This is a genomic window from Citrobacter sp. Res13-Sevr-PEB04-36 (assembly GCF_015672735.1).
Lineage (GTDB): Bacteria > Pseudomonadota > Gammaproteobacteria > Enterobacterales > Enterobacteriaceae > Citrobacter.
Genome location: NZ_JADABY010000065.1, coordinates 141,595 through 160,576, shown reverse-complemented (window position 1 = coordinate 160,576; position 18,982 = coordinate 141,595). Strand labels below are relative to the sequence as shown.

The window sequence follows — 18,982 nt, the reverse complement described above, 5'->3', positions numbered from 1 at the left end:
CCGGCTCAGGAGAGAAGATGAGGAACCACAGAATTTCTTTGCAAGACATCGCCACCCTGGCGGGCGTGACCAAAATGACGGTGAGCCGCTACATTCGCTCGCCGAAAAAGGTCGCAAAGGAAACCGGCGAACGCATCGCGCAGATTATGGAGGAGATTAACTACATCCCTAATCGCGCGCCGGCAATGCTGTTGAACGCGCAAAGTTATACGCTCGGCGTGCTGATCCCCTCGTTTCAAAACCAGCTGTTTGCCGACATTCTGGCCGGGATTGAATCCGTGACCTCGGACCATAACTATCAGACCCTGATCGCCAACTACAACTATGACCGGGAGTCCGAGGAAGAGTCGGTTATCAACCTGCTGTCATACAACATCGACGGCATTATTCTTTCCGAGAAATACCACACTTTACGTACCGTGAAGTTTCTGCGTTCAGCGACTATTCCGGTGGTTGAGCTGATGGATATTCAGGGCGATCGCCTGGACATGGAGGTGGGATTCGATAACCGCCAGGCGGCGTTTGATATGGTCAGCACCATGCTGGATAAACGCCCGCGCCACAAAATCCTGTATCTGGGTTCGAAAGACGACGTCCGTGACGAGCAGCGCTATCGCGGCTATTGCGATGCCATGACCCGCCGGGGTCTGGAACCACTGCGCGTGAATCCGCGCGCCATCTCCTCCATCCATCTCGGTACCCAGATGATGCGTGACGCGCTGGCTGCGCACCCGGATGTAGACGGCGTGTTCTGTACCAACGACGATATTGCGATGGGCGCGCTGCTACTGTGCCGCGAGCGCGATCTGGCGGTGCCGGAGCAGATCTCGATTGCCGGATTCCACGGGCTGGAAATGGGCAGGCAGATGATCCCAAGCCTCGCCAGCGTAATCACCCCGCGTTTCGACATTGGTCGCATGGCGGCGCAGATGTTGCTCAGCAAAATCAAGAACAACGACCATAACCACAACACTGTGGATTTGGGATATCAGATTTATCACGGCAATACGCTTTAAGTCATTTTCTCTCCCCTGCGCATATTCTCTTTCAACGACATTGCCTATACTCCAGGCAGGATAAATGGAGGAAATCTCAATGAGCGCCCCCCTGTTAATTGCCCGCACGCCGGACACCGAACTGTTTTTACTGCCCGGCATGGCCAACCGCCACGGGCTGATTACCGGCGCGACCGGGACCGGTAAAACCGTCACCTTGCAGAAGCTGGCCGAATCGCTGTCGGAGATCGGCGTGCCGGTGTTTATGGCCGATGTCAAAGGTGACTTAACCGGCGTGGCACAGGCAGGTCAGGCATCTGAAAAGCTGCTGACCCGCCTGAGCAACATCGGCATTACCGACTGGCAGCCACATGCTAATCCGGTCACGGTGTGGGATATCTTCGGCGAGAAGGGTCACCCGGTGCGCGCTACGGTGTCGGACCTCGGCCCGCTGCTGCTGGCCCGTCTACTGAACCTGAACGAGGTGCAGTCCGGCGTGCTGGATATTATCTTCCGCATTGCCGATGACCAGGGGCTATTGCTGCTCGATTTCAAAGACCTGCGGGCCATTACCCAGTACATCGGTGATAACGCCAAATCCTTTCAGAATCAGTACGGCAACATCAGTAGCGCCTCGGTCGGGGCGATTCAGCGCGGACTGCTGTCGCTGGAGCAACAGGGTGCGGCACACTTCTTTGGCGAGCCGATGCTGGATATCAAAGACTGGATGCGAACCGACGCCAGCGGCAAGGGGGTAATCAACATCCTTAGCGCCGAAAAGCTCTATCAGATGCCCAAACTGTATGCCGCCAGCCTGCTGTGGATGCTCTCCGAGTTGTACGAGCAGTTGCCGGAAGCAGGCGATCTGGAGAAGCCGAAACTGGTGTTCTTCTTCGACGAAGCCCATCTGTTGTTCAACGATGCCCCGCAGGTATTGCTGGATAAAATCGAACAGGTGATCCGCCTTATCCGCTCGAAAGGCGTCGGCGTGTGGTTCGTGTCGCAAAACCCCGCTGATATTCCGGACAACGTGCTCGGGCAGTTGGGTAACCGCGTGCAGCACGCCCTACGCGCGTTCACGCCCAAAGACCAGAAGGCGGTGAAAACCGCGGCACAAACCATGCGCGCCAATCCGGCATTTGATACCGAAAAAGCCATTCAGGAACTGGGAACCGGCGAGGCGCTAATCTCGTTCCTCGATGCCAAAGGCAGCCCCTCGGTGGTAGAGCGGGCGATGGTAATTGCACCGTGCTCGCGCATGGGACCGGTAACCGACGATGAGCGCAACGGGCTAATTAACCACTCTGCGCTGTACGGCAAATATGAAGAAGAGGTCGACCGCAAGTCAGCCTATGAGCGCTTACAGCAAGGCGTGCAGTCCAGTACCGAGCAGCAAAATACGCCTCCCGCCAACGGTAAAGCGGTTGATGTGGACGGCGGTATTCTCGGTGGGTTGAAGGATATTTTGTTTGGCAGCACCGGACCGCGCGGCGGTAAGCGCGATGGCGTGGTGCAGAGCGTGGCGAAAAGCGCAGCGAGGCAGGTTACCAATCAGATAATCCGCGGCATGTTGGGGAGTTTGATGGGCGGGAGAAAACGCTAGCCCCGTGTTACGTTGCCGGATGGCGGCGTAAACGCCTTATCCGGCCTACGGGTCCGGAGTAGGCCTGAAAAGCACAACGCCATCAGGCCTACGATTACTGTGATTACGACTTACGCAGCATCAGCCACAGGCTTATCAGGAAGAAGCTAGCACTTGGCAGCAGCGCTCCGATAATCGGTGGAATACCGTACACCAGCGTCAGCGGGCCAAAGATCTGGTCCAGCACGTAGAACACGAAACCGAAGCTAATCCCCGTCACCACGCGCACGCCCATCGGCACGCTGCGCAGCGGGCCAAAGATGAACGACAGCGCCATCAGCATCATCACCGCCACGGACAGCGGCTGGAAGACTTTGCTCCACATGTTGAGCTGGTAGCGTCCGGCGTCCTGGCCGCTCGACTTCAGGTACTTCACGTAGTTATGTAAGCCACTGATCGACAGCGCGTCTGGATCCAGCGCCACAACGCCGAGTTTGTCTGGCGTGAGGTTGGTCTTCCAGGTGCCGCTCACAGTTTGCGAACCGGTGACCTGCTTCGGATCGGTCAGGTTGGACTCATCTACCTGCGACAGACGCCAGACCTTATTGTCTTTATCAAATTTGGCGGAAGCCGCATAGCGCACGGATTGCAAACGACGCTGGTCGTTAAAGGTATAAATACTGATGCCCCCTAACTCTTCGTCGCCCTTCACCCGCTCGATGTAGACAAAGCTGTCGCCGTCTTTCGCCCACAGACCTTGCTGGGTAGACAACAGCGAGCCACCATACATCTGCTGAGCACGGTAGTTACGCGCCATCTGTTCACCTTGCGGCGCAACCCATTCACCGATGGCCATCGTCAGCAGCACCAGCGGAATAGCGGTTTTCATCACCGACAACGCAACCTGCATGCGGGTAAAACCGGACGCCTGCATCACCACCAGTTCACTGCGCTGGGCCAGCATACCCAGCCCCAACAGCGCACCGAGCAGCGCCGCCATCGGGAAGAAGATTTGGATATCTTTCGGGGCGCTGAGCAGGGTATACAGCCCGGCCCCCATCGCATCGTAGTTCCCCTGCCCGGCCTTTTTCAGCTGATCAACAAACTTGATGATGCCAGAGAGCGACACCAGCATGAATAACGTCATCATGATGGTGGTGAAAATGGTTTTACCGATATAGCGGTCAAGTACACCAAAGGGCTGCATTATACCGCTCCTTTACGCAGAAAACGGGCACGCAAGCGGCGCACAGGCACCGTATCCCACAGGTTAAGCGCAATCGCCAGTGCCAGATAACTCAGGTTCACCACCCACATCCAGAACGCCGGATCCAGCTTACCTTTACCACCGTTCGACTTCAGCGAGGTCTGGATCAGGAAGAACATCAGATACAGCAACATGGCAGGCAGCATCGACAGCACGCGTCCCTGACGAGGGTTCACCACGCTCAGCGGCACAACCATCAGCGCCATCATAAACACGGTGAATACCAACGTAATACGCCAGTGCAGCTCCGCACGGGCGCGATCGGTGTCAGTCGCCCACAGCGTGTGCATATCCATCTGGTCGGTATCGTTAGGATCCAGCGCCACGGCCTGATGCCCAATAATCGCCTGATAGTCCTTGAAATCGGTAATGCGGAAGTCGCGCAGCAGCGCGGTCCCCTCGAAGCGCGTACCTTTGTTGAGCGATACCACCTGAGAGCCATCGCGCATCTGCGTCAGATGTCCGGAATCGGCCACCACCACGGAAGGACGGGCGTTACCTTTCGGGCGGATCTGCGCGAGGAACACATCGTTGAAACTGCTACCATCAACGCCTTCGATAAACAGCACCGAGCTACCGTTGGTGGCCTGTTGGAATTGACCCTGTGCAAGCGCCGCCATACCGGGGTTCGCTTTCGCTTCCGCCAGCACTTCGTCCTGATGCTTTGAAGACCAGGGACCGGCCCACATCACGTTGATCGCGGCAAAAATACTGGTAAACAGCGCCAGCACCATCGCCGCTTTCACCAGTACAGCCTTGCTCAGCCCGCAGGCGTGCATGACCGTAATTTCACTTTCGGTATACAGTTTGCCCAGCGTCATTAGCAGCCCGAGGAACAGGCTTAATGGCAAGATCAGCTGCGCCATTTCTGGCACGCCCAACCCCAGCAGCGAGAGCACCAGATTTGCCGGGATGTCACCGTCAACCGCCGCACCGAGGATCCTGACCAGCTTTTGACAAAAGAAGATCAAAAGTAGGATGAATAGGATCGCAAGTTGGCTTTTGAGCGTTTCCCGTACCAGATATCTTATGATTATCACTTTAAATACGCCCGTAAAAACCCGTCTTTTGCCGGAATTTAGCTTGTTTCATGGCTTAAACGTCATTTATTCTCTTGAGTCGTCGAAATCGTCGCTAAGATCATTATACTCAACGGATCCACCTCTCAGAAATTGTTCTGACGTGCCAATGCCGTAATAACGTTAAGATTAACACGAAGTCATCGCAACAGCGGGTATGAGTTACGAAAGCTTGCAATTCTATCCGTAGCCACCGCCGTTGTCTTTAAGATTCAGGAGCGTAGTGCATGGAGTTCAGTGTAAAAAGCGGTAGCCCGGAGAAACAGCGGAGTGCCTGCATCGTCGTGGGCGTCTTTGAACCACGCCGCCTCTCTCCGATTGCAGAGCAGCTCGATAAGATCAGCGACGGGTACATCAGCGCCCTGCTGCGTCGTGGTGAACTGGAAGGCAAACCGGGTCAGACCCTGTTGCTGCACCATGTTCCTAACGTTCTGTCTGAGCGAATTCTCCTCATTGGTTGTGGTAAAGAGCGCGAACTTGATGAGCGTCAGTACAAGCAGGTCATTCAGAAAACCATCAATACCCTGAATGATACCGGCTCCATGGAAGCCGTCTGCTTTCTGACTGAGTTGCACGTCAAAGGTCGCAACAACTACTGGAAAGTGCGTCAGGCTGTAGAGACCTCGCAAGAAACGCTGTACAGCTTTGATCAGTTGAAGACCAACAAAAGCGAGCCGCGTCGCCCGCTGCGTAAAATGGTGTTCAACGTCCCAACCCGTCGTGAACTGACCAGCGGCGAGCGCGCGATTCAGCACGGTCTGGCGATTGCCGCTGGCATTAAAGCTGCGAAAGATCTCGGCAACATGCCGCCGAACATCTGTAACGCAGCGTACCTGGCTTCCCAGGCACGTCAGTTGGCCGACAGCTACAGCAAAAATGTCGTCACCCGCGTGATTGGCGAACAGCAGATGAAAGAGCTGGGTATGCACTCTTATCTCGCCGTCGGACACGGTTCGCAGAACGAGTCGCTGATGTCGGTTATCGAGTACAAAGGCAACCCGTCAGAAGACGCACGTCCTATTGTGTTGGTCGGTAAAGGGCTGACCTTCGACTCCGGCGGTATTTCCATCAAGCCTGCTGAAGGCATGGATGAGATGAAATACGACATGTGCGGCGCGGCGGCAGTATACGGTGTGATGCGTATGGTGGCGGAACTCCAGTTACCCATCAACGTTGTCGGTGTACTGGCGGGCTGTGAAAACATGCCGGGCGGGCGGGCGTATCGTCCGGGTGATGTGTTAACCACCATGTCCGGTCAAACGGTTGAAGTGCTGAACACCGATGCCGAAGGCCGCCTGGTGCTGTGCGACGTGTTAACCTATGTCGAGCGTTTTGAACCTGAAGCCGTGATCGACGTCGCCACCCTGACCGGTGCCTGCGTGATTGCGCTGGGCCATCACATCACCGGCCTGATGTCGAACCACAATCCGCTGGCACACGAGCTGATTGGTGCGTCCGAACAGGCTGGCGATCGCGCATGGCGTTTACCGCTGGGTGATGAATTCCAGGAACAGCTGGAGTCCAACTTCGCGGATATGGCTAACATCGGTGGACGTCCTGGCGGCGCGATTACCGCAGGCTGCTTCCTGTCGCGCTTTACTCGTAAGTACAACTGGGCGCACCTCGACATCGCGGGTACTGCATGGCGTTCAGGAAAAGCCAAAGGCGCAACCGGTCGTCCGGTGGCGCTACTGTCGCAGTTCCTGCTTAATCGTGCCGGTTTTACTGGCGAAGAGTAAGTTTGCTTGATTGCCGGATGGCGCCGCATACGCGCTTATCCGGCCTACAGTGAGTATTTAACCGTAGGCCGGATAGGCGTAGCGCCGTCCGGCTTTGCATTTAAATCCACAACAAGAAGCCCCATATTATGAGAAACGCAACGTTCTATCTTCTGGATAACGACACACAACAAGATGGCTTAAGCGCCGTTGAACAACTGGTGTGTGAAATTGCCGCAGAACGTTGGCGGGCTGGCAAGCGCGTGCTGATCGCCTGTGAAGACGAAAAACAGGCTATTCGGCTGGATGAAGCACTGTGGGCAAGACCGGCAGAAAGCTTCGTGCCGCATAATCTGGCGGGGGAAGGCCCGCGTGGTGGTGCGCCGGTCGAAATTGCCTGGCCGGAAAAACGCAACAGTAGCCCGCGAGATCTGCTGATAAGCCTGCGAGTCGGCTTTGTAGATTTTGCCACCGCTTTCACAGAAGTGATAGACTTTGTCCCTTACGAAGATTCTTTGAAACAATCGGCACGCGAGCGCTACAAAGCCTACCGCGTGGCTGGTTTTAACCTGAATACGGCAACCTGGAAATAATGGAAAAGACATACAACCCACAAGATATCGAACAGCCGCTTTACGAGCACTGGGAAAAGCAGGGCTATTTCAAACCTAACGGCGATGAAAGCAAAGAGTCCTTCTGCATCATGATCCCGCCGCCGAACGTCACCGGCAGTTTGCATATGGGTCATGCTTTCCAGCAAACCATCATGGACACCATGATTCGCTACCAGCGCATGCAGGGTAAAAACACCCTGTGGCAGGCCGGTACCGACCACGCGGGTATCGCAACCCAAATGGTGGTTGAGCGTAAGATTGCCGCTGAAGAAGGTAAAACCCGTCACGACTACGGTCGCGATGCGTTTATCGATAAAATCTGGCAGTGGAAAGCGGAATCCGGCGGCACCATTACCCGTCAGATGCGCCGTCTGGGCAACTCCGTGGACTGGGAGCGCGAGCGCTTCACCATGGACGAAGGTCTTTCCAATGCCGTGAAAGAAGTCTTTGTTCGCCTGTACAAAGAAGACCTGATTTACCGTGGCAAGCGCCTGGTAAACTGGGACCCGAAACTGCGCACCGCCATCTCTGACCTCGAAGTGGAAAACCGCGAGTCAAAAGGCTCAATGTGGCACATCCGCTATCCGCTGGCTGACGGCGCAAAAACCGCAGACGGGAAAGATTATCTGGTGGTCGCCACCACCCGTCCGGAAACCGTTCTGGGCGATACTGGCGTGGCCGTCAACCCGGAAGATCCACGTTATAAAGATCTGATTGGTAAATTCGTTATCCTGCCGCTGGTTAATCGCCGTATTCCGATTGTTGGTGATGAACACGCCGATATGGAAAAAGGCACCGGCTGTGTGAAGATCACCCCGGCGCACGACTTTAACGACTATGAAGTCGGTAAACGCCACGGCCTGCCGATGATCAACATCCTGACCTTTGACGGCGACATCCGCGAAACCGCGGAAGTGTACGACACCAAAGGCGAAGAATCCGACGTTTATTCCAACGAGATCCCGGCTGAGTTCCAGAAGCTGGAGCGCTTTGCCGCACGTAAAGCGGTGGTTGCCGCTATCGACGCACTGGGCCTGCTGGAAGAGATTAAACCGCACGACCTGACCGTGCCTTACGGCGATCGTGGCGGCGTGGTTATCGAACCGATGCTGACTGACCAGTGGTACGTCCGTGCCGATGTGCTGGCAAAACCGGCGGTTGAAGCGGTTGAGAATGGCGATATTCAGTTCGTGCCGAAGCAGTACGAAAACATGTACTTCTCCTGGATGCGTGATATTCAGGACTGGTGTATCTCCCGTCAATTATGGTGGGGTCACCGCATCCCGGCATGGTATGACAACGACGGCAACGTCTACGTGGGCCGTACCGAAGACGAAGTACGTCAGGAAAACAACCTCGGCGCCGACGTTGCGCTGCGTCAGGACGAAGACGTTCTCGACACCTGGTTCTCCTCCGCACTGTGGACCTTCTCTACTCTCGGCTGGCCGGAAAACACCGACGCGCTGCGTCAGTTCCACCCGACCAGCGTGATGGTTTCCGGCTTCGACATCATCTTCTTCTGGATTGCCCGTATGATCATGATGACCATGCACTTCATCAAAGATGAAAACGGCAAACCGCAGGTTCCGTTCAAGACCGTCTACATGACCGGTCTGATTCGTGACGACGAAGGCCAGAAGATGTCCAAGTCCAAGGGTAACGTTATCGACCCGCTGGATATGGTTGACGGTATCTCCCTACCAGATCTGCTGGAAAAACGCACCGGCAACATGATGCAGCCGCAGCTGGCTGAGAAAATTGCCAAACGTACCGAGAAGCAGTTCCCGGACGGCATCGAGCCGCATGGCACCGATGCCCTGCGTTTCACCCTGGCGGCGCTGGCCTCAACCGGTCGCGATATCAACTGGGATATGAAGCGTCTGGAAGGTTACCGTAACTTCTGTAACAAGCTGTGGAACGCCAGCCGCTTTGTGCTGATGAACACTGAAGATCAGGATTGCGGCTTCAACGGCGGCGAAATGACCCTGTCGCTGGCGGACCGTTGGATTCTGGCGGAATTCAACCAGACCATCAAAGCGTACCGCGAGGCGCTGGATAACTTCCGCTTCGATATCGCCGCGGGCATTCTGTACGAGTTCACCTGGAACCAGTTCTGCGACTGGTACCTGGAGCTGACCAAGCCGGTCATGACCGGCGGTTCCGAGTCTGAACTGCGCGGTACTCGCCATACGTTGGTTACCGTGCTGGAAGGTCTGCTGCGCCTGGCGCACCCGATTATTCCGTTCATCACTGAAACCATCTGGCAGCGTGTGAAGGTCATTTCTGGTATTACCGCTGACACCATCATGCTGCAGCCGTTCCCGGAATACGATGCGGCGCAGGTTGATGAAGCCGCGTTGGCCGATACCGAATGGCTGAAGCAGGCGATCGTGGCCATCCGTAACATCCGTGCGGAAATGAACATCGCGCCGGGCAAACCGCTGGAGCTGCTGCTGCGTGGTTGCAGCGAAGCCGCGATGCGTCGTGTGAACGACAACCGCAGCTTCTTACTGAACCTGGCTCGTCTGGAAAGCATCACCGTACTGCCTGCTGATGATAAAGGTCCGGTTTCCGTGACTAAAATTATCGACGGCGCCGAGCTGCTGATCCCGATGGCAGGCCTCATCAACAAAGAAGATGAGCTGGCACGTCTGGCGAAAGAAGTGACCAAAATCGAAGGCGAGATTGCCCGTATCGAAAGCAAACTCTCCAACGAAGGTTTCGTCGCCCGCGCACCGGAAGCGGTGATCGCCAAAGAGCGTGAGAAGCTGGAAGGTTACGCAGAAGCAAAAGCGAAGCTGATTGAACAGCAGGCCGTTATTAGCGCACTGTAATTGCCGTTGAGATTGTGCCTGCTTGTTTGCCGGATAGCGCTACGCTTATCCGGCCTACATTCAGGCGTTATCAGGTGATCAATATCAAAGGCCGGAGCATGCTTCGGCCTTGTTGTATCAGATGAACGGGAAGTAGGTCATCACACCGCGTGATAGCCACATTGCCGGACCCGTTTCTAACGCGTGTTCGCTGTCGGTCAGTTCCAGCGAATCCAAATCCCCCTGAACATGGGAGTTGCTTGCCAGCCATCGGACCTGCCACATTTTCATCCACGGGTAAGCCAACCCAAACGTTATGCCCGAAATAAGCATCACGAGCGCAAAGCGCCAGACCATACCCGATGCCGTCACTGAAGAATGAAAACGAATCTTGCCCTCTGCCAGAGTCAGGTTATTCATGAACAGGTTACGCAGCGTGACGTATAAATAGCTGATCAGCACAATAATCCCGACAAAATAAAGAAAATAACACGCCATAATCCGACTGTAGTTTTCCAAAATAAAGGCATCGTTAGCCACGCCCATCACGGCAAGCATCACCATTTGTAGAAAAATAGGGGCGATCAGCCAGGCGATTACCACCACAAAGGGCAGAAACACCAGCACCGCTTTTATACAGCCAATCACGCACGCTTTCATATCTACGTTTATCGCAAAATGATGAATACCAAAATGCCCGCCATTGCCCACCAGCTGCATCCATTTTGCATAAGTAATACCGTAGGTGATCCCCATACCTATAATGCCAACCATTGCAATAAACGTTATTCTAAAGAGTGTTCCCGTGCTGCCCTCTAACCATTCGGTAGCAACACTCAGCAGATAAACCACGCCCCAGTTCACCAACGAAAGTACCAATGGCACTGCCAGCATATAGAGCCATGCGTATAATTTTGAACAGCTAAAACCAAAGCGAACGCCATTCAGAGAGGTCATCATCGCCTGATACTGCAAGCTTTTTACTGCCATCAAAGGGATGGCAATAACGAGCAACCCTATCAAGGTAAACCCTAAGAAATGACTACCATTCACGATTAAACTCACGCTGGCACCGTAAACGATCATAATAAGTAAGAAGCTAACAAAAATCGCGCCCCCCGTTGCCTTATAAACAAAAGATTGCCCGTTTAGCGTCATTTTTTGATAAATGTAACGACGGCATTTCACCATAGCCCAAGGCGTATAAATACCTAAGGTGATAATACTCAGCAAAAAATTAACAAGGCAAATGAGAAAGTATTCCCATCCTTTCCCGGTAAAAATAAATGTGTGGCGTTGGTTATCCTGAGCACCGATAACATCATTCATGAATAATATCCCTAATACCTATTCCATTAATTAAAATTATAAACACCAGCATTTATTTACTGGTTTTACTACAATACTATTTCTGTTTGTTTTATGTATTGTATTTTTTCTGAATCAGGAACACCTTGCACCTGGCAGAAGAGAGTGGTATTAAAGAAATATATAAATGTATTTTTGAAATTGAGTCATGTTATGAATGTTGTTCTGTCCCCCACGCTTGCACTGCGCCGAATCACTGAACCCGATAACCAGGCCATCGCCGCGGTTATCCGCCAGGTTTCCGCAGAATATGGGCTTACTGCCGATAAAGGCTACACCGTGGCCGACCCCAATCTGGATGAGCTGTTCCAGGTTTACAGCCAACCGGGCGCGGCCTATTGGGTCGTTGAACAGAATGGACTGGTGGTTGGCGGTGGGGGTGTCGCGCCATTAGGTTGTAGCGAACCGGACATTTGTGAACTGCAGAAAATGTATTTTTTACCCGCGGTTCGCGGAAAAGGTATGGCGAAAAAGCTGGCGCAGATGGCGCTGGATCACGCCCGCAAACAGGGCTTTAAACGCTGTTACCTGGAAACCACCGCGTTCTTACACGAGGCTATTGGCCTGTACGAACACTTAGGATTTGAGCACATCAGCGAGCCGCTAGGTTGCACCGGGCACGTCGACTGCGAAGTGCGGATGCTCAAATCCCTGTAAGCCAGCGTTTAAGAGGTGGCGGGCACACCACTATGAAAACGAAACTCATCGTCCGGCGATAAGATAAGAGACGCTTCTATCTGACCAAAAAACCGCACCCGGTCACTGATGTCATGGTCTGCAACCTGCTGCGCCAGCGCCAGATAATCCTGATAATGGCGCGCCTCTGAGCGCAGCAGCGACAGATAAAACGCCTGTAATTCATCATCCAGATACGGTGCCAGCGCGGCGAAACGTTCGCAGGACCGCGCCTCTATGTAAGCGCCACAGATCAGCTTATCTATCAGCGTCAGCGGCTCATGGGTGCGTACCTCTTTGAGCATGCCTTTAGCGTAACGACTGGCGGTAATTTTGATATACGGAATTTGACGACTCAGCATTGCTTCACGCACCTGCCAGAAGTGGTGTAATTCCTCTTTGATCAGTAGCACCATACTGTCGATCAGTTGTCGCCCCCACGGATCGTCGGTCTGGGGCATTATGCTTTTGCTTATCTGCTTGTTCAGCAAGGTGAAATCCGGCTCTTCCCCTTCTCGGAAGGCAAAGGCTTCATAGGGTTTCAGCCACGCCAGCATTGCCTGCGATCCCTGCTTATCCGCAACATATTTACGCACCAGCAGCATCGCGGTTTGCGCCGCTTTCAACTCGCAGACGAGATGGTCGGTCAGCAACAGAGGAAGATTTGCCGGGTCACGCGCTTTATCAAGCCAGGATTGGGGCGTTTTACAGTGCAGGAAATCCAGAATCGGGGAGAGTATTTGCGGGTAATCCATACGTTGTCCTTGCCCTACGGCAGCAAACGCTGCCGTAGGTCAGCAGATGACTTAGTGACGCACGCCGTCATCATCTTCGTCGACGAGATCTTCATCGTCGCCGTCTTCACCTTCTTCGCCGTTAGGGTCTTCAAAATAAGTGCCCCACCCGTCGTATTCCACGTCAAATTTTTCAGCCAGGTTCATCAGCTGTTCAACCTGAGCGTCGATCAGTTCAGCGTTCAGCGCACATTCACTGAGGATGTCACAACAAATGACCGTGTCGCCTTCTTCCACTTCCAGCTCTTCCGGCTCGGTGACTTCATAACCCAGCTTGAAGGCTTCTACTGCCGCTTTTTCCAGGGTTTCAAAGTCATCCGCGGAAAGGTGATGCTCGATGGTATAAAGTGCGTCAGGATCGCTACCATCTTCAAGTAACTCTTCAATAATCAAGCGTGTTTCTTCACGCTGTTCTTCCAGGTGTTCCGGGTTTGCCATGGCTCGTATCCTCATAATGTCCTACCGATACTCTTATTGTCACATACCGCTGACATTGCCTCCACCTTTCCAGGAAAGATTTGTTAAACAAGGTTGCAAATGAATAAACATACATATAAATTGAATTTTAATTCAATAAATGGCCTAAGCCATGTGAGGGAACCATGTCTGCATTTTATCAGAAACACTTTTTGAAATTGCTCGATTTCACCTCTGCTGAACTCACGTCACTGCTACAGCTCGCCGCCCAGCTCAAGGTAGAGAAGAAAAACGGCACGGAGGTCGCTAAGCTAACCGGCAAAAACATTGCGCTCATCTTCGAAAAAGACTCGACCCGAACTCGTTGCTCTTTCGAAGTTGCCGCTTACGATCAGGGCGCTCGGGTGACGTATCTCGGGCCAAGCGGCAGCCAAATTGGTCATAAAGAGTCAATTAAAGACACCGCCCGCGTACTCGGTCGCATGTATGATGGTATTCAGTATCGCGGCCACGGTCAGGAGGTAGTGGAGACGCTGGCCGAGTATGCCGGTGTTCCGGTATGGAACGGGTTAACCAACGAATTCCACCCCACCCAGTTGCTGGCCGATCTGTTAACGATGCAGGAACATCTTCCGGGAAAAGCGTTTAATGATATGACACTGGTGTACACCGGTGATGCCCGTAACAACATGGGCAATTCGATGTTGGAAGCCGCCGCGTTAACCGGACTGGATCTACGCCTGGTTGCGCCGCAGGCCTGTTGGCCTGAAGAGAGTCTGGTTGCTGAATGCAAAGCGCTGGCACAGAAAAATGGCGGCAATATCACCCTGACCGAAGATATTGCGGCAGGCGTGAAAGGTGCGGACTTCATTTATACCGATGTCTGGGTGTCGATGGGCGAGGCCAAAGAAAAGTGGGCTGAACGTATTGCCCTGTTGCGTAAATACCAGGTCAACAGCGCGATGATGGCGCTAACCGGCAATCCGCAGGTGAAATTCCTCCACTGCCTGCCAGCATTCCATGACGACCAAACTACGCTGGGTAGAAAAATGGCGCAAGAATATGGTTTGCACGGTGGGATGGAGGTGACCGATGAAGTCTTTGAGTCGCCTGCCAGTATTGTCTTTGATCAGGCAGAAAACCGCATGCACACCATTAAAGCGGTGATAGTGGCGACATTAGCGAAGTGAGGGTGTCGATGAAAATAATGCCGGATGGCGATGCTACGCATCTTATCCGGCCTACAATCGCGCTCCCGGATGCCGGATAAGACGCGATTTCTTCGTCATCCGGCATCATAAAATCGCTTATTCCACCAACATTTTTACCACGGCTTTGCGCACCAGCGCTGGCGCACCTACCGCACACAGCGGCTTATGCACTTCGCCCGGATAGAACACCACAAAATCACCTTCATTCAGCACCACCGTCTTCTCTTCCGCTCCTTCCGGCAAGAAGGCGATATCTTTATCCGCCAGCCAGTCGGTTTCCAGCGCACCCGCAGGCAGCGTGCTAAAGGTCATCCCTTCCTGGCCTTTGAGCAGGATCTGAATATCCAGATAGCGGGCATGGTACTCGGCGCGGCGCTGCTCAAACGGCTCGGTCATATCTTCGGCGATCAGATAAAACAGACGGTCACCGTCGATGTCATGCTTACCTTTTTTCGTTGCGTCCGTTACGTGCGCTTTAATGTGTTCAATTGCCTGACGCAACTCTTCCGGTAGCCATGCTTCCAGGTGGTGAATATTGCCGATAATCATTTCAAACCCCTTAACTAAAACATCGTTTCATTTTAGTTGTTATACGAAAAAACCGTCTGCCATACCACTGCTATTTGTGGATATTTTGCGTCAACGCATGTTTATCGCTGATGATGTTATCCAATTGTTAACTCTCCGCATCGAGTTATGCATAAACTCTGCATAACTCATGTTCCCCGCTTTCTCAATCCAATCCTAATAGACTGTTCTACAAGTTTTTATTAGAAAAACTGGCAGTGGGTCACAGTTCACTTCCCGTTGATTATCTCCATATATCATCATATTTATTTGCAAATAAACGTCATAGTTAAAATAATAAAATAATAAAAACGCATAAAAATTCAATATCAAATAAAATATACCTTGAAATCAATTAGTTATATATTTTATTAAATTTAATAAAACACACAAGGCATTAACAAAGACAAATAACAAGACATATTCCTGCGTAGCAATTCAATTACCTGCTTTATTGTTTTTTAATTTCTCAGAGCCATGTCATATATTAAACAAGAAAAAACAATCATCCCCTCGACTGTGAAACAAATCACATTTCCATTGCAGATAAGATCTAAATATAGATTCCGAAATCAGCTGAAAGATCATGACTGCAAAATAATATTTTTGCAGGCGTCTCCTCTTTATTTTTTAAAATCGTATTAAAGGAATAATGATGGAAAAGCATTATGTCGGTTCCGAAATCGGTCAATTACGTAGCGTGATGCTACATCGTCCTAATCTCAGCTTAAAAAGGCTGACACCATCGAACTGTCAGGAGCTGCTTTTTGATGATGTGCTTTCAGTCGAACGTGCAGGTGAAGAACATGACATTTTTGCCAACACGTTGCGCCAGGAGGGAATAGAAGTCCTGTTACTGACTGATTTACTGACACAAACCCTGGATACCTCTGAAGCTAAAAGTTGGTTATTGGATACACAAATTTCAGACTATCGTCTTGGTCCAACCTTCGCCTCAGATATTCGTGCCTGGCTTGCCGATATGTCGCACCGGGAACTCGCCCGACATTTAAGCGGCGGTCTCACTTACGGGGAGATTCCCGCCTCAATTAAAAATATGGTGGTTGATACCCACGATATTAATGACTTTATTATGAAGCCATTACCGAACCACTTATTTACCCGAGATACCTCATGCTGGATTTATAACGGCGTGTCGATTAACCCGATGGCAAAAACGGCCCGTCAGCGTGAAACCAATAATCTACGCGCCATTTATCGCTGGCACCCACAATTTGCCGATGGTGATTTTATTAAATACTTCGGTGATGAAAATATTAATTATGACCACGCCACGTTAGAAGGTGGAGATGTGTTGGTCATTGGCCGCGGAGCGGTGCTGATTGGCATGTCTGAACGAACCACGCCGCAGGGAATCGAGTTCCTTGCTCAGTCGCTATTCAAGCATCGCCAGGCTGAACGCGTCATCGCCGTGGAGCTACCAAAACACCGCTCCTGCATGCATCTCGACACCGTTATGACCCACATTGACGTCGATACCTTCTCGGTCTACCCGGAAGTCGTACGCCCGGATGTGCAGTGCTGGACCTTGACGCCAGACGGCCGCGGGGGCCTGAAGCGTACGCAAGAAAACACGCTGGTACATGCCCTCGAAAAAGCGCTGGGTATCGACCAAATTCGCCTGATCACCACAGGTGGCGATGCCTTCGAAGCCGAACGTGAGCAGTGGAATGACGCGAACAACGTCCTCACTCTGCGTCCCGGGGTGGTCGTGGGCTACGAGCGCAACATCTGGACCAACGAAAAATACGATAAAGCGGGCATCACCGTTTTACCCATTCCTGGCGATGAACTTGGACGCGGGCGCGGCGGTGCGCGCTGCATGAGCTGCCCGCTGGAACGCGACGGTATTTAAGGAGACGTCATGGAAAATAAACCGACTTTGGTCGTCGCACTGGGCGGCAACGCGCTGCTCAAACGCGGCGAGCCGCTGGAAGCAGATGTTCAGCGGAAAAACATTGAACTGGCGGCAAAAACCATCGCCCAGCTCACCCTGCAATGGCGTGTGATTCTGGTACACGGTAACGGCCCGCAGGTTGGCCTGTTGGCATTGCAAAACAGCGCTTATGCCGCCGTCACGCCCTATCCCCTCGACGTTCTCGGCGCAGAAAGTCAGGGAATGATTGGCTACATGCTACAGCAGGCGCTAAAAAACCAGCTGCCACAGCGAGAAATTAGCGTCCTGCTGACGCAGGTTGAAGTCGATGCCAATGATCCGGCTTTCAGCAACCCAACCAAATACATCGGGCCGATTTATGACGCGACTCAGGCCAAAACATTACAAACGGAAAAAGGCTGGATTTTCAAAGCCGACGGCAATGCATTTCGTCGTGTAGTGCCCTCTCCACAGCCCAAACGCATCGTTGAAAGTGATGCAATCTGCGCGCTTATCGCTCGCGATCATCTGGTTATCTGCAACGGCGGCGGCGGTGTGCCGGTGGTGGAAAAAGCAGATGGCTACCACGGCATTGAAGCGGTGATCGACAAAGATCTCTCCGCAGCCCTACTCGCCAGCCAGATCCACGCCGATGCGCTGCTCATTCTGACCGATGCTGACGCGGTGTATCTCGACTGGGGAAAACCTACACAACGTCCGCTGGCTCAGGTCACGCCGGAGCTGCTCGGCGAAATGCAATTCGACGCCGGTTCAATGGGCCCCAAAGTCACCGCCTGCGCAAAGTTTGTCTCTCACTGTCACGGGGTTGCCGGCATCGGCTCATTGGTTGACGGCCCGGCCATTCTCGCCGGAGAGAAAGGCACATTGATTCGCCTCGAAACCACAGACGTTAACGCTTAAAGCTTTTGCCGGATGGCGGCTTCGCTTATCCGGCCTACATAAGGACATTTTCATGACTGTTAACCTGAAAAATCGCAATTTTCTAAAACTGCTGGACTACACCCCAACGGAAATCCAGTACTTGATCGATCTGGCTATCGAGTTGAAAACGGCGAAAAAAGCCGGGCGCGAAAGACAAAGCCTGGTCGGTAAAAACATCGCGCTGATCTTTGAAAAAACCTCAACCCGAACCCGCTGCGCCTTTGAGGTCGGCGCTTTCGATCAGGGCGCACAGGTGACCTATCTCGGCCCAAGCGGCTCACAGATTGGCCACAAAGAGTCGATGAAAGATACCGCTCGCGTATTGGGCCGGATGTACGACGGCATCGAATACCGTGGGTACGGCCAGGAAATCGTTGAAGAGTTGGGGGAATTCGCAGGCGTCCCGGTATGGAATGGGCTGACGAACGAATTTCACCCCACACAAATCCTCGCCGATCTGATGACCATGCTGGAACACGCACCGGGTAAAACCTTGCCTGAATTGAGCTTCGCCTACCTCGGTGATGCCCGTAATAACATGGGCAATTCACTGATGGTCGGCGCCGCAAAAATGGGGATGGACATTCGCCTGGTGGCACCAAAATCCTTCTGGCCGGATGAAACGCTGGTTGCCGAGTGCCGCGAAATCGCCAGCATAACGGGTGCACACATCACGCTCACGGACGATGTTGAGGAAGGCGTTTACGACGTCGATTTTCTCTACACCGATGTCTGGGTCTCAATGGGCGAACCAAAAGAAGCCTGGGCGGAACGCGTCAGCCTGATGACGCCTTATCAGATTAACCAGCAGGTCATCAACGCGACCGGCAATCCTGATGTGAAATTTATGCACTGCCTGCCCGCTTTTCATAACGAGCACACCAAAGTTGGGCGTGAGATCGAAGCGGCTTACGGCCTGAAAGGACTTGAAGTGACGGAAGAGGTCTTCGAGTCAGCTCACTCAATCGTCTTCGACGAAGCAGAGAACCGGATGCATACCATCAAAGCGGTCATGGTAGCGACACTCGGCGACTAACCCCTGC

The 18,982-nt window shown here is 52.9% G+C and carries 17 protein-coding genes; 10 read left to right on the top strand and 7 right to left on the bottom strand.

Annotated features, from left to right (window positions below):
• The first annotated feature begins 17 nt into the window (after nucleotides 1-17).
• Together IMQ48_RS19080 and IMQ48_RS19075 are read left to right on the top strand one after the other, a co-directional pair.
• Entirely contained in the window at nucleotides 18-1,016 is a 999-nt protein-coding gene (locus IMQ48_RS19080; RefSeq protein WP_096758486.1) for a LacI family DNA-binding transcriptional regulator, read from the top strand.
• Nucleotides 1,017-1,095: 79 nt separating this feature from the next.
• Nucleotides 1,096-2,598 (top strand): helicase HerA-like C-terminal domain-containing protein, encoded by a 1,503-nt coding sequence (locus IMQ48_RS19075; RefSeq protein ID WP_196210246.1) that lies wholly within the window; start codon nucleotides 1,096-1,098, stop codon nucleotides 2,596-2,598.
• 103 nt (nucleotides 2,599-2,701) lie between these two features.
• On the opposite strand, the gene lptG is transcribed toward IMQ48_RS19075, so the two are convergent.
• The 3 genes from lptG to IMQ48_RS23135 form a co-directional block, all read right to left on the bottom strand.
• The gene (gene lptG, locus IMQ48_RS19070) at nucleotides 2,702-3,784 is read right to left on the bottom strand and encodes an LPS export ABC transporter permease LptG (protein ID WP_196210245.1); all 1,083 of its coding nucleotides are present in this window, start codon (nucleotides 3,782-3,784) and stop codon (nucleotides 2,702-2,704) included.
• Nucleotides 3,784-4,884 (bottom strand): LPS export ABC transporter permease LptF, encoded by a 1,101-nt coding sequence (lptF, locus tag IMQ48_RS19065; protein ID WP_196210244.1) that lies wholly within the window; start codon nucleotides 4,882-4,884, stop codon nucleotides 3,784-3,786. The genes lptG and lptF overlap by 1 nt, the downstream gene beginning before the upstream one ends.
• A gap of 62 nt (nucleotides 4,885-4,946) precedes the next feature.
• A complete protein-coding gene (locus IMQ48_RS23135) occupies nucleotides 4,947-4,997 on the bottom strand; it encodes a hypothetical protein (RefSeq protein ID WP_212723231.1) in 51 nt (16 codons plus the stop codon).
• A 153-nt stretch (nucleotides 4,998-5,150) separates the two neighbouring features.
• On the opposite strand from IMQ48_RS23135, the gene pepA reads away from it, so the two are divergent.
• From pepA to IMQ48_RS19050, 3 genes are all read left to right on the top strand, one after another.
• Nucleotides 5,151-6,662 carry a leucyl aminopeptidase gene (gene pepA / locus IMQ48_RS19060; RefSeq protein WP_196210243.1) on the top strand — a complete coding sequence of 504 codons (1,512 nt, stop codon included), beginning with the start codon at nucleotides 5,151-5,153 and terminating at the stop codon, nucleotides 6,660-6,662.
• 128 nt (nucleotides 6,663-6,790) lie between these two features.
• Entirely contained in the window at nucleotides 6,791-7,234 is a 444-nt protein-coding gene (gene holC, locus IMQ48_RS19055; RefSeq protein WP_196210242.1) for a DNA polymerase III subunit chi, read from the top strand.
• Nucleotides 7,234-10,089 (top strand): valine--tRNA ligase, encoded by a 2,856-nt coding sequence (locus tag IMQ48_RS19050; protein ID WP_196210241.1) that lies wholly within the window; start codon nucleotides 7,234-7,236, stop codon nucleotides 10,087-10,089. The genes holC and IMQ48_RS19050 overlap by 1 nt, the downstream gene beginning before the upstream one ends.
• Nucleotides 10,090-10,206: 117 nt before the next feature.
• Here IMQ48_RS19050 and IMQ48_RS19045 read toward each other — a convergent pair whose 3' ends face one another.
• Entirely contained in the window at nucleotides 10,207-11,397 is a 1,191-nt protein-coding gene (locus tag IMQ48_RS19045) for a YjgN family protein (RefSeq protein WP_196210240.1), read from the bottom strand.
• 192 nt (nucleotides 11,398-11,589) lie between these two features.
• Here IMQ48_RS19045 and IMQ48_RS19040 point away from each other — a divergent pair, with 192 nt between their 5' ends.
• On the top strand, nucleotides 11,590-12,093 hold the full coding sequence (locus IMQ48_RS19040) for a GNAT family N-acetyltransferase (protein WP_196210239.1): 504 nt from the start codon (nucleotides 11,590-11,592) through the stop codon (nucleotides 12,091-12,093).
• 8 nt (nucleotides 12,094-12,101) lie between these two features.
• Here the strand turns inward: IMQ48_RS19040 and miaE are convergent, their stop codons facing one another.
• Together miaE and rraB are read right to left on the bottom strand one after the other, a co-directional pair.
• Complete coding sequence (gene miaE / locus IMQ48_RS19035; RefSeq protein ID WP_196210238.1) at nucleotides 12,102-12,866, bottom strand: tRNA isopentenyl-2-thiomethyl-A-37 hydroxylase MiaE; 765 nt, start codon at nucleotides 12,864-12,866, stop codon at nucleotides 12,102-12,104.
• A 51-nt stretch (nucleotides 12,867-12,917) separates the two neighbouring features.
• Nucleotides 12,918-13,343, bottom strand: coding sequence for a ribonuclease E inhibitor RraB (gene rraB / locus IMQ48_RS19030; RefSeq protein WP_196210237.1), 426 nt, complete (start codon nucleotides 13,341-13,343; stop codon nucleotides 12,918-12,920).
• A 164-nt stretch (nucleotides 13,344-13,507) separates the two neighbouring features.
• On the opposite strand from rraB, the gene argF (IMQ48_RS19025) reads away from it, so the two are divergent.
• Nucleotides 13,508-14,512 carry an ornithine carbamoyltransferase gene (argF, locus tag IMQ48_RS19025; RefSeq protein ID WP_196210236.1) on the top strand — a complete coding sequence of 335 codons (1,005 nt, stop codon included), beginning with the start codon at nucleotides 13,508-13,510 and terminating at the stop codon, nucleotides 14,510-14,512.
• A 117-nt stretch (nucleotides 14,513-14,629) separates the two neighbouring features.
• Here the strand turns inward: argF (IMQ48_RS19025) and IMQ48_RS19020 are convergent, their stop codons facing one another.
• A complete protein-coding gene (locus tag IMQ48_RS19020; RefSeq protein WP_196210235.1) occupies nucleotides 14,630-15,082 on the bottom strand; it encodes a YhcH/YjgK/YiaL family protein in 453 nt (150 codons plus the stop codon).
• 673 nt (nucleotides 15,083-15,755) lie between these two features.
• Here IMQ48_RS19020 and arcA point away from each other — a divergent pair.
• The 3 genes from arcA to argF (IMQ48_RS19005) are packed head-to-tail and all read left to right on the top strand — an operon-like array spanning nucleotide 15,756 to nucleotide 18,975.
• Complete coding sequence (gene arcA / locus IMQ48_RS19015; protein ID WP_196210234.1) at nucleotides 15,756-16,976, top strand: arginine deiminase; 1,221 nt, start codon at nucleotides 15,756-15,758, stop codon at nucleotides 16,974-16,976.
• A 9-nt stretch (nucleotides 16,977-16,985) separates the two neighbouring features.
• On the top strand, nucleotides 16,986-17,918 hold the full coding sequence (arcC, locus tag IMQ48_RS19010) for a carbamate kinase (protein ID WP_196210233.1): 933 nt from the start codon (nucleotides 16,986-16,988) through the stop codon (nucleotides 17,916-17,918).
• A gap of 52 nt (nucleotides 17,919-17,970) precedes the next feature.
• Nucleotides 17,971-18,975, top strand: a complete 1,005-nt coding sequence (gene argF / locus IMQ48_RS19005) for an ornithine carbamoyltransferase (RefSeq protein ID WP_196210232.1) — start codon at nucleotides 17,971-17,973, stop codon at nucleotides 18,973-18,975.
• Nucleotides 18,976-18,982 lie beyond the last annotated feature (7 nt).